Below are 9,711 nucleotides of genomic sequence, written 5' to 3'. Positions count from 1 at the left end.
ATACAACGCATGTCAGTTTAACGCTTAACCGCGACGGCGCATTGTCTCAAATGCGTTGGGGAATTGGAGATCGCGTTGCCGTGGCCGGCGCCGCGCCGGCCACAACCCGCCGGGCCCGTGTTTTCCGGGCAAGACGGGCCACGTGAACCCCTATGGACTGGTGCCTTAGAATGCGGGACAAACAACATCGGAGACCGTGCATGCTGTGGAAATCGACCCCGTCCCTGAAAGACCTCCAGGCCCGTCACAAGGACACCGCCGTCGAGCAACTGGGTATCGAGTTCACCGAGATCGGCGAGGCGTCGCTCAGTGCGCGCATGCCGGTGGACCGCCGCACCGTGCAGCCGCATGGCATCCTGCATGGCGGGGCTTCGGTGCTGCTGGCCGAGACGCTGGGCAGTTGCGCCGCCAGCCTGTGCCTGGATAGCGCAACGCAATACTGCGTAGGGCTCGATATCAATGCGAACCATGTGCGCGCGGCGCGAACCGGCTATGTGACCGGCACCGCCACCCCGGTCCATATCGGCCGCACCACCCATGTGTGGGCCATCGACATTCGCAACGACGAAGGCAAGACGGTGTGCGTCTCGCGAATCACCATGTCGATTCTTTCGCGCTGAAAGCCGGCCGGTCGGGTGCCGTGCAGAGTTTTTTATTTCCGGCTACACTGCGCCCCGCACTGTAGCGGATGCCAATCGAGGCATCCCGGCAGCGGCGGGGTGGCAGAGTGGTTATGCTACGGTCTGCAAAGCCGTACACGGCGGTTCGATTCCGTTCCCCCGCCTCCAGCAAGGCCCTGATTTTTCAGGGCTTTTGTTTTTTCTGTTGATATCGGGTTCCACCGGAAGGCGATTGCCGACGGTCCGGTCGAACTCGCCGGAAGCAATTCCCAAAACCCGCGGAAGTCCCTTCAGGCATCCATGCCGCGCGCGCAGAAGCGCAACCTCCGCGCGCCGGCTCAGGATCCGCTCCCCCTGTCTCTCCCGGCATGACGCACACAAACGAGCGCCGCATTCGGCGAATCAGATACGCGTTATGCCGTTTGCCCGGCTGGAACATGTCGCCCGAATCATGTAGTGTGAAGTCAACGCAGTCCATCCATGACAACCTCCGCCATCGTGCGTGGCGGGGAGATAAATGCAATGACAAGAGATCTGCGTCTTCGCGTCGCACAACCGGCCGATTGGCCGGCGATCGCGGAAGTCCTTGAAACCTGTGGCCTCGCCAGCGACGATCTCGATCCCTCGCTGGCGTTGTTCCATATTGCCCTGCTCGACGGCGCGATCGTCGGTTGCGCCGCCGCCGAAGGCTATGGGGAAACCATTGTCGTGCGTTCGGTCGCCGTGCTGCCGCCCTACCGCGATCATGGCATCGCCTCCCATATGGTTTCCGCCGTGCTGATGCGCGCGCGCGCCAACGGCTGTACGCGCGCCGTGCTGCTGAGCGCCACTTGCCCAAGCTACTTTGCCCGCTACGGGTTCTCTCTGATCTCGGCGGATCGCCTGGCGCCCGAAGTGCGCGCCTCGCGCGAGTTCCGGCGCCAGGAGGGGACGTTGCCGCTGTGCATGTGCTGCGAGCTGAAATGACCTGCATGACGTATCGATGAACCAGCCGAGCCAGACAAACCAGACAAAGCAGACAAGACCAGAGCCTTTCGGATACCTGGTCTATATCGGCCGTTTCGAGCCCTTCCACAATGGCCATTTCRCCATGCTGCGCCAGGCGCTGGCACAGGCCCGCACGGTGATCGTGGTGCTGGGTTCGGCGGGCGGGGCCCGTACCGTGAAAAATCCGTTCACCGCCGGCGAGCGCCGCCAGATGATCGAGGGCGCGGTGGCCGGATGGGATGCCGCGCGTGTTGCCGATCTGCGCTTCGTGGCGGTGCGGGACTATGGCGAGAGCGTGCGCTGGACGGCTGCGGTGCGCGCGGCAGTGGACGCCGTGCCGGACGTCCAGCCGGCATTGGCGGCGGCTGCGCAAGATGCCCCGCGCGTCGGCCTGTTCGGGCATTTCAAGGGCGCGTCTTCGGGTTATCTCAATGACTTTCCCGGCTGGGACCTGGTGCCGCAGCCAGGCTTCGGGCAGTTCAATGCGGCCGACGTGCGCCAGCAGTGGTTCGAGCAGCAGGGCGAACTGGGCGAACTGGTGCATGTACTGCCGCCGCCGGTTGCCGCCTTCCTGCGCGAGTTTGCCGCGGGCGGGGCCTTCGCGACCTTGCTGGCGGAATATCGCTTCCTGCAGGACCACAAGATGCGGTGGGCAGCCGCGCCCTATCCGCCGGTGTTCGTGACCGTGGATGCCGTGGTGCGCTGCTGTGGCCAGGTGCTGCTGATCCGCCGTGGCGGACAGCCGGGCCGTGGCGCATGGGCGCTGCCCGGCGGCTTCCTCGATCAGCATGAACGCGTGGCGGATGCGGTCCTGCGTGAACTCGACGAGGAAACGCGCTTCGGCTTGCCGAAGGCGGCGCTGCAGCAATCGTGCCGCGCCCAGGCGCTGTTCGATCACCCCGAGCGCAGCCTGCGCGGACGCACGCTGACCCACGCCTTCTTCTTCGACCTGACGCTCGATGCGCTGCCCGCGGTGGCCGCGGCCGACGACGCGGCCGCGGTGCGCTGGGTGCCGCAGCACGAACTGCTGGCGCTGGAGGAGCAGATGTTCGAGGACCACTTGCTGATCCTCGATCGCTTCCTGCATCTGTTCGACGGCGAGGCGCGGCCAGCAGGCTGATTCGCCTTGTGGCGGGACGCCCGCCGGATCGCCGGATGGCCTGGTGGCCGCCGAGGCAAGCCTGCGCCAGCGCGCCGGCGGGACCGTTCGCCACCACGCGGCCTGCCTCCATCACATGGCCGCGATCGGCCAGCGCCGGGGCAGCCAGCAGCCAAAAGCATGCCTAGTGGCTGATCATCCAGGGCCGTCCGGCCGGCTTTCCTTTCGGCGCATTCGCCGCCGCGCCGGGCGCCCCGGCCAGCGTCACCTTGCTCCCACAGCAACCACAACCCGGCCCATGCCCGCCGCGCGCCGATTCGCGCGGCGCGGCGGCGCTGCGCTCGTTGATGGCATGCGCCCGGCGCGATGCCGCCGGCATGCTGGCCAGCGATGGCGCGGCAACCAGGGCGCGGTCGGCGAAGCCGCCGCAGGCAGGGCAGGCGCATGGTTCGTCGCGTCGCGCGATGGGACGCATGGCGGCGAAATCGCCGCAGCCCGGGCAGCGGTAATCGTAGGTTGGCATCTGGCAGTCTCCGTGTCTCGAATGTTCCCGGGCGCGCCGTGGTGCGAGGGCACGCCCGGCAGTGCCGTCAAACGTCCGGCGAAATCGGCAGGTCCACATCGCCCGTGATGTGCTTCACGGGCCCTTGCGCGCTCGGCCGGATATCGAAATCGAAGATCTGAGTCGGCAGCCACAGCGTGGCGCAGGCATTGGGAACATCGACCACGCCGCTGATATGCCCCTGCACCGGCGCCGTGCCCAGGATCGAGTACGCCTGCGCCCGCGAGTAGCCGAACCTGGTCATGTACTCGATGGCGTTCAGGCAGGCCTGGCGGTAAGCCACATGCACATCCAGGTAATGCTGCTGGCCGGCCTCGTCCACCGAGATGCCTTCGAAGATCAGGTAGTCGTTGTAGTTCGGCGTGATCGGGCTGGGTTTGAAGATGGGATTCCTGATGCCGTACTTGGCCATGCCGCCCTTGATCAGSGACACGCGCATATGYACCCAGCCGGCCATYTCGATSGCGCCGCAGAAGGTGATTTCGCCATCGCCTTGCGAGAAGTGCAGGTCGCCAACCGACAGGCCAGCGCCGTCGACATAGACGGGGAAATACACCTTGGCGCCGCGCGAGAGGTCCTTGATGTCGCAGTTGCCGCCATGTTCGCGCGGCGGCACGGTGCGTGCGCCGTGCGCCGCGGCCTGGTCGCGCGCATCGCCCTGCAGGCGGCCCATGTGCGCCGTGGCGGCGAAGGGCGGGTTGGCCAGCGCCGGCACGCGATCGGGGTCGGTGGCGATGAAGTCGATCTCGCGTTTGTTCCAGGTCTCCAGCAGCGATTTGTCCGGCATGCAGCCGATCAGCCCAGGGTGGATCAGGCCGGCGAAGTTGACGCCGGGTATATGGCGCGACGACGTGTAGAGACCGTGGAAATCCCAGATGGATTTCTGCGCGAGCGGGAAGTGGTCGGTCAGGAAGCCGCCGCCGTTTTGCTTGGAGAAGAAACCATTGAAGCCCCACTGGCTCTCCGCCTTGGCACCGATGTCGAGCAGGTCCACCACCAGCAGGTCGCCGGGCTCGGCGCCTTCCACGCCGACGGGGCCGCTCAGGAAGTGAACGATGGACAGGTCGATGTCGCGCACGTCGTCGGCGGAGTCGTTGTTCTTGATGAAGCCGCCGGTCCAGTCGTAGGTTTCCAGGATGAAGTCGTCGCCGGGCCTGACCCATGCGGCCATCGGGATGTCCGGGTGCCAGCGGTTGTGGACATTGGGATTCTCGTACGGGGATTCGGCCAGATCGACCTTGATCAGGGTGTCCGTCATGACATGCCTCCTGGTGGGTGTTGGGCGTGAAGAAATCGTGGAAGAAATCGAAAAAAAGGCGCTGCCGGCTAGACCGAAAGCAATTGCCGGATGCGCTCGACGTCGGTGCCGTTGCGCTGGGTCTCGTGCACGAAGCGGCCGCCTTCGATCACCAGCAGGCGGTCCGCCACATCGAGCGCGAAGCTGAGCACCTGCTCGGAGAAGACGATAGTGATATCGCGCGTGCGGCGGATCTCGTTGAGCGCGCGTGCGATGTCCTTGATGATCGATGGCTGGATGCCCTCGGTGGGTTCGTCCAGCAGCAGCACCTTGGGATTGGCCACCAGCGCGCGCGCTATCGCCAGTTGCTGCTGCTGCCCCCCGGAGAGGTTGCCGCCCTTGCGCCGGCGCATCTCGAACAGCACCGGGAACATGGCGAAGATTTCCTCGGGGATGCGGCGGCTCTTGCCTTGCTCCATGCCGGTCAGGATGTTCTCTTCCACCGTGAGGTGGGAGAAGATCATGCGGCCCTGCGGCACATAGGCCAGGCCCGCGCGCACGCGCCTGTAGCTTTCGTCCTGCGCGACGTCTCGCCCGTCCACGCAGACCTGTCCGGAGCGCACCGGCAACATGCCGATCATGGCCTTGAACAGCGTGGTCTTTCCCATGCCGTTGCGGCCCATGATGGCTACCGTCTCGCCTTGCGCGGCAGCGAACGACACGCCGTGCAGCGCTTCGCTTTGTCCGTAGTTCACGACCACGTTGTCGACTGTGAGCATGCTGGTCTCCCTGGGCTCAGTGGCCAAGATAAACGTCGATCACGCGCGGATCGTTCTGCACCTGCTCCATCGAGCCTTCGGCGAGGATCTTGCCCTGGTGCATCACCGTGACCTTGTCGGCGATGCGCTTGACGAAATCCATGTCGTGCTCGATCACGATCACCGCGCGGCCGCGGCTGATGCGCTTGAGCAGTTCCGCGGTCTGCTCGCGCTCGCGCACGCTCATGCCGGCGATGGGCTCGTCGAGCATCAGCAGTTGTGGCTCCTGCATCAGCAGCATGCCGATCTCCAGCCATTGTTTCTGCCCGTGCGAGAGTTGCGCGGCCTCGCGCTCCAGCGCATCGGCCAGGCCGATCTCGTCGGCCACGCCGGCCACGCGCTGGCGCACCTCGGGCGTGGTGCGGAACGTGAGCGCGCCCAGCACGCCACGGCCGCGCGGGAACGAAACCGCGAGGTTCTGGAACACGCTGAGGTTCTCGTAGATCGAAGGAGTCTGGAACTTGCGGCCCACCCCGGCGCGCACGATCTGGTATTCGGGCAGGCCGGTCATCTCGCGGTTGCGGAACTTGATACTGCCGCCGGTGGCGCGGGTCTTGCCGCACACGAGATCGAGCAGCGTGGTCTTGCCGGCGCCGTTGGGGCCGATGATCACGCGCAGCTCGTCGCGATCGACATACAGCGTGAGCTTGTCGATGGCCCGGAAGCCGTCGAAGGAAACGGTCAGGTCTTCCACCGCCAGCATGAAATCGGTATTGCTCATGGCGTCTTCCTCGCTTTGGACGGATGGCTTCAGGCGGTACGGCCGGGAATCCCTTCGGCGGGCGGCGTCGGTACTGCGGGCGAAGTCGCCTCCACAGCCGGGTCGGCGGGATCGGACGGGCTGCCGATGGTCCGGCGGCGCGACATGTACTTGCTGTAGAGGCCGGCCAGCCCGTCGGGAAAGGCCACCACCACGCCGATGAACAGCGCCGCCATCAGGAACAGCCACAGGTCGGGAAAGCTCTCGGAGAAATACGTCTTGCCGAAATTGACCAGCAGCGTGCCCCACACCGCGCCCACCAGGCTCATGCGCCCGCCCACGGCGGCAAAGATCACCATTTCGATGGAGGGCACGATGCCGACGAAGGACGGTGACATAAAGCCCACCTGCAGCGTGAACAGCGCACCGCCCACCGCCGACAGCGCGGCGGCCAGGCAGAACACGAAGACCTTGAACATGGCCACGTCGTAGCCGGAGAAGCGCACGCGGTCTTCCTTGTCGCGCATCGCCAGCAACAGCACGCCGAGCTTGCTGCGCTGGATCCCGCGGCACACGGCGATGGCGCCGAACAGCAGCGCCACGTTGGCGAAGTACAGGATCACTTTGGCGCCGTCGCTGCGGATGTCCCAGCCCAGCATGGTCTTGAGGTCGGTGATGCCGTTGACGCCGCCGGTATAGCCCTGTTGGCCGATGATCAGCACCGAGAGGATCAGCGCCACCGCCTGCGTGATGATGGCGAAGTACACCCCGCCCACGCGCCGGCGGAACATGGCGAAGCTGACGATAAAGGCCAGCGCCACCGGAATCGCGATCACGCCGGCCAGCGCAAATGGCAGGTGGCGGAACGGCTCCCACCACCACGGCAGCGCGGTGAGCTGGTTCCAGTCCATGAAGTCGGGGATGCCGGGCGTGGACTGGATCGCGGTGCTCTTCGCGTCGGACGCTTCGAGTTTGAGGAACATCGCCATGGCGTAGCCGCCCAGGCCGAAGAACACGCCCTGGCCAAGGCTCAGCACGCCGCCGTAGCCCCACAGCATGACCAGGCCAATGGCGACGAAGGCGTAGCTCAGGTACTTGCCGATCAGGTTGAGCCGGAACACGTCGAGCGCCAGCGGCATGACGACAAGGAGCGCCACGGCCAGCACAAGGTAGCCGGCGAATTCGCCGCGCAACAGGCGGGCGGTGGAAGAGGAGGGCGACATCACAAGCTCCTGTGCAGGTTTGGTGAGTGGCGGCGCAGCGGCGTCTTCAGCGCCGCACTGCCGGCGCGAACAGGCCTTGCGGACGGATCATCAGGATCGTCACGATCAGCAGCAGCGTCAGCACGCGCGCCATCGACCCGGTGAGGAAGAACTCGCTGATCGATTGCGCCTGGGCAATGYCGAATGCCGATGCCACCGTGCCGAGCAGGCTGGCCGCGCCGCCGAAGGTGACCACCAGGAAGGAGTCGACGATGTAGAGCGAGCCGCTGGTGGGGCCGGTGGAGCCGATGGTGGTGAAGGCCGCCCCCGCCACGCCGGCGATGCCGCAGCCGATCGCGAAGGTGAGCCGGTCGGTTCGCCGCGTATTGATGCCGGCCGCGTTGGCCATGGCGCGGTTAAGGGTGGTGGCGCGTACCCGCAGCCCCCAGCGCGAGCGATAYAGCGCCAGCCACACCATGCCCGTGACGAACAGTGTCAGCGCCATCACGAACATGCCGTTGATGGGGATATCCAGCCCCGGCGCCGGCGCCCACGAGCCCATCAGCCATTCGGGCAGCGTGGGGCTGACCTCCTTCGGGCCGAAGGTGGAGCGGAAGGTTTGCTGCATGCCCAGCGACAGGCCCCAGGTGGCGAGCAATGTGTCGAGCGGGCGGCGATAGAGATGGCGGATCAGTGCCCACTCGGCCAGCCAGCCGGCACAGAACGCCAGCGCAAAAGCGGCGCCGATGGCCAGAGGAAAGTAGAAGGGCATCCACGACGGCGCGAGGCGCTCGGTCAGCGTGGACGCCAGGAAGATGGTGTAGGCGCCGATGGTCATGAACTCGCCATGCGCCATGTTGATCACGCCCATCTGGCCGAAGATGATGGCCAGGCCCAGCGCCATCAGCAGCAGTACCGAGAACAGGCTCAGGCCGGCAAAGCCCTGCATCAGGCCGATATTCAGCATGTCGGATAGATTCATGTCGCGCTCCTCCATCGGGGAGAAGAAAGGGTGCCGGCAGCGCAAATCGAAGCTGGCGAGAAGCGCCAGTGCCGCTTGCGATGCCCGACGGTGCTTGCTCCCTCTCCCCTCGGGAGCAGAGGGTTGGGGAGAGGGGGGCAAACCGGTGGTCAGTCAACCCGCTTACTGGTAGCCCTTCGGGAACGGATTGGGCGGAATCAGCGAAGGCGATTCGGCTACCACCTTGAACTGCCCGTCGAGCTGCGCCAGGCCCACGCGCGTCTTGCTCCACAGGTGGTGGTTGGGGTCGACCTTCACATAGCCCTCCGGCGCGGTCTTCAGCTCGATGCCGGGGGAGGAGGCCACCACCTTGTCGATATCGAAGCTGCCCGCTTTCTCCACCGCGGCCTTCCACAGCCAGGGGCCGAGATAGGCCGCCTGCGTGACGTCGCCGATCACCGACTTCCCGCCGTACTTGCTCTTGAAGGCATCCACGAAAGACTTGTTGTTGGGATTGTCGAGCGACTGAAAGTACTTCATGGCGGCGTAGAAACCGGCGATGTTCTCGCCGCCGATGCCGAGCACTTCATCCTCGGTCACCGAGATGGTCAGCAGGAATTGCTTGTCCGCCGTAATGCCAGCGGCCTTGAGCTGCTTGTAGAAGGCCACGTTGGAGCCACCCACCACGATGGCGTAGATGCAGTCCGGCTTGGCGATCTTGATCTTGTTGATCAGCGAGTTGAAGTTGGTGTGGCCAAGCGGGTAGTACTCCTCGCCCACCACCTTGAGCTTCTGGAAGTTCTCGATATGCTTGCGCGCGATCTTGTTGGAAGTGCGTGGCCAGATGTAGTCCGAGCCGATCAGGAAGAAACTCTTGGCGCCTTTCTGCCTGGCCGCCCAGTCCAGGCCCCAGATGATCTGCTGCGTGGCTTCCTGGCCGGTGTAGATGACGTTCTTCGACTGCTCCAGCCCTTCATAGAAGGTCGGGTAGTAGAGCAGGCCATTCTCCTTCTCGAAGATCGGCAGAACCGCCTTGCGCGAGGCGGAGGTCCAGCAGCCGAACACGGCCGCCACGCGGTCGTTGACCAGCAGCTTCTTGGACTTCTCGGCGAAGGTGGGCCAGTCGGAGGCGCCGTCTTCCTTGATGACCTTGATCTTGCGCCCGAGGATGCCGCCCGCCGCGTTGATCTGGTCGATGGCCAGTTGTTCGGCCTGGATCGAGCCGGTCTCGGAGATTGCCATGGTGCCGGTGGCGGAGTGCAACTGGCCCACGGTGACTTCGGTGTCGGTGACGGCCAGCCTGGTGGTGTTCGCTACCGAGGTAGGCACCGCGGCGCGCGCCTGGCCGCTCAGGCCGGCCATGCCCGCAAGAGACAGGGCCGGCAGCGCGGCGAGGCCCTGCATCATGCGGCGCCGCTGCGGCGAGACGGCATCGGCATCTTGGGAGGGAGGGGAACCGTTCGTTTCTTTGTCACGCATGATTGACGCTCCTTGGAGGCGTGGTGAGGTAGGACGGCATTGGCCA

At 65.4% G+C, this 9,711-nt stretch carries 10 protein-coding genes and 1 tRNA gene; 4 read left to right on the top strand and 7 right to left on the bottom strand.

Features of this window, described 5'->3' with window-relative positions; translation table 11 throughout:
* Window positions 1-200: 200 nt before the first annotated feature.
* The 4 genes from AC1DKD_RS15185 to AC1DKD_RS15170 all read left to right on the top strand — a co-directional run bounded on the left by AC1DKD_RS15185 (window position 201) and on the right by AC1DKD_RS15170 (window position 2,727).
* Window positions 201-620: a hotdog fold thioesterase gene (locus tag AC1DKD_RS15185; protein WP_045236150.1), complete on the top strand. Its 420-nt coding sequence runs from the start codon at window positions 201-203 to the stop codon at window positions 618-620.
* 93 nt (window positions 621-713) lie between these two features.
* Window positions 714-788 (top strand) — tRNA-Cys (locus AC1DKD_RS15180).
* Between the two features lie 354 nt (window positions 789-1,142).
* Window positions 1,143-1,586 (top strand): GNAT family N-acetyltransferase, encoded by a 444-nt coding sequence (locus AC1DKD_RS15175; protein WP_441635662.1) that lies wholly within the window; start codon window positions 1,143-1,145, stop codon window positions 1,584-1,586.
* A 16-nt stretch (window positions 1,587-1,602) separates the two neighbouring features.
* Entirely contained in the window at window positions 1,603-2,727 is a 1,125-nt protein-coding gene (locus AC1DKD_RS15170; protein ID WP_477143419.1) for a bifunctional nicotinamide-nucleotide adenylyltransferase/Nudix hydroxylase, read from the top strand.
* A gap of 163 nt (window positions 2,728-2,890) precedes the next feature.
* Here AC1DKD_RS15170 and AC1DKD_RS15165 read toward each other — a convergent pair whose 3' ends face one another.
* The 7 genes from AC1DKD_RS15165 to urtA form a co-directional block, all read right to left on the bottom strand.
* Window positions 2,891-3,229 carry an FmdB family zinc ribbon protein gene (locus AC1DKD_RS15165; protein ID WP_441635659.1) on the bottom strand — a complete coding sequence of 113 codons (339 nt, stop codon included), beginning with the start codon at window positions 3,227-3,229 and terminating at the stop codon, window positions 2,891-2,893.
* A 67-nt stretch (window positions 3,230-3,296) separates the two neighbouring features.
* Entirely contained in the window at window positions 3,297-4,526 is a 1,230-nt protein-coding gene (fmdA, locus tag AC1DKD_RS15160; protein ID WP_035869950.1) for a formamidase, read from the bottom strand.
* 68 nt (window positions 4,527-4,594) lie between these two features.
* Entirely contained in the window at window positions 4,595-5,284 is a 690-nt protein-coding gene (gene urtE / locus AC1DKD_RS15155) for an urea ABC transporter ATP-binding subunit UrtE (RefSeq protein ID WP_276287593.1), read from the bottom strand.
* A 16-nt stretch (window positions 5,285-5,300) separates the two neighbouring features.
* Complete coding sequence (gene urtD / locus AC1DKD_RS15150) at window positions 5,301-6,044, bottom strand: urea ABC transporter ATP-binding protein UrtD (protein ID WP_441635656.1); 744 nt, start codon at window positions 6,042-6,044, stop codon at window positions 5,301-5,303.
* 29 nt (window positions 6,045-6,073) lie between these two features.
* The gene (urtC, locus tag AC1DKD_RS15145) at window positions 6,074-7,246 is read right to left on the bottom strand and encodes an urea ABC transporter permease subunit UrtC (protein ID WP_441635654.1); all 1,173 of its coding nucleotides are present in this window, start codon (window positions 7,244-7,246) and stop codon (window positions 6,074-6,076) included.
* Window positions 7,247-7,292: 46 nt separating this feature from the next.
* Window positions 7,293-8,207, bottom strand: a complete 915-nt coding sequence (gene urtB, locus AC1DKD_RS15140; RefSeq protein WP_477143418.1) for an urea ABC transporter permease subunit UrtB — start codon at window positions 8,205-8,207, stop codon at window positions 7,293-7,295.
* 162 nt (window positions 8,208-8,369) lie between these two features.
* Window positions 8,370-9,665 carry an urea ABC transporter substrate-binding protein gene (gene urtA, locus AC1DKD_RS15135; RefSeq protein WP_441635650.1) on the bottom strand — a complete coding sequence of 432 codons (1,296 nt, stop codon included), beginning with the start codon at window positions 9,663-9,665 and terminating at the stop codon, window positions 8,370-8,372.
* Between the last annotated feature and the right edge of the window lie 46 nt (window positions 9,666-9,711).

It is taken from the genome of Cupriavidus sp. 05T313 (genome assembly GCF_056396665.1).
Note: the sequence above shows the minus strand (reverse complement) of the source record. Positions and strands in the feature narration are given on the sequence as shown.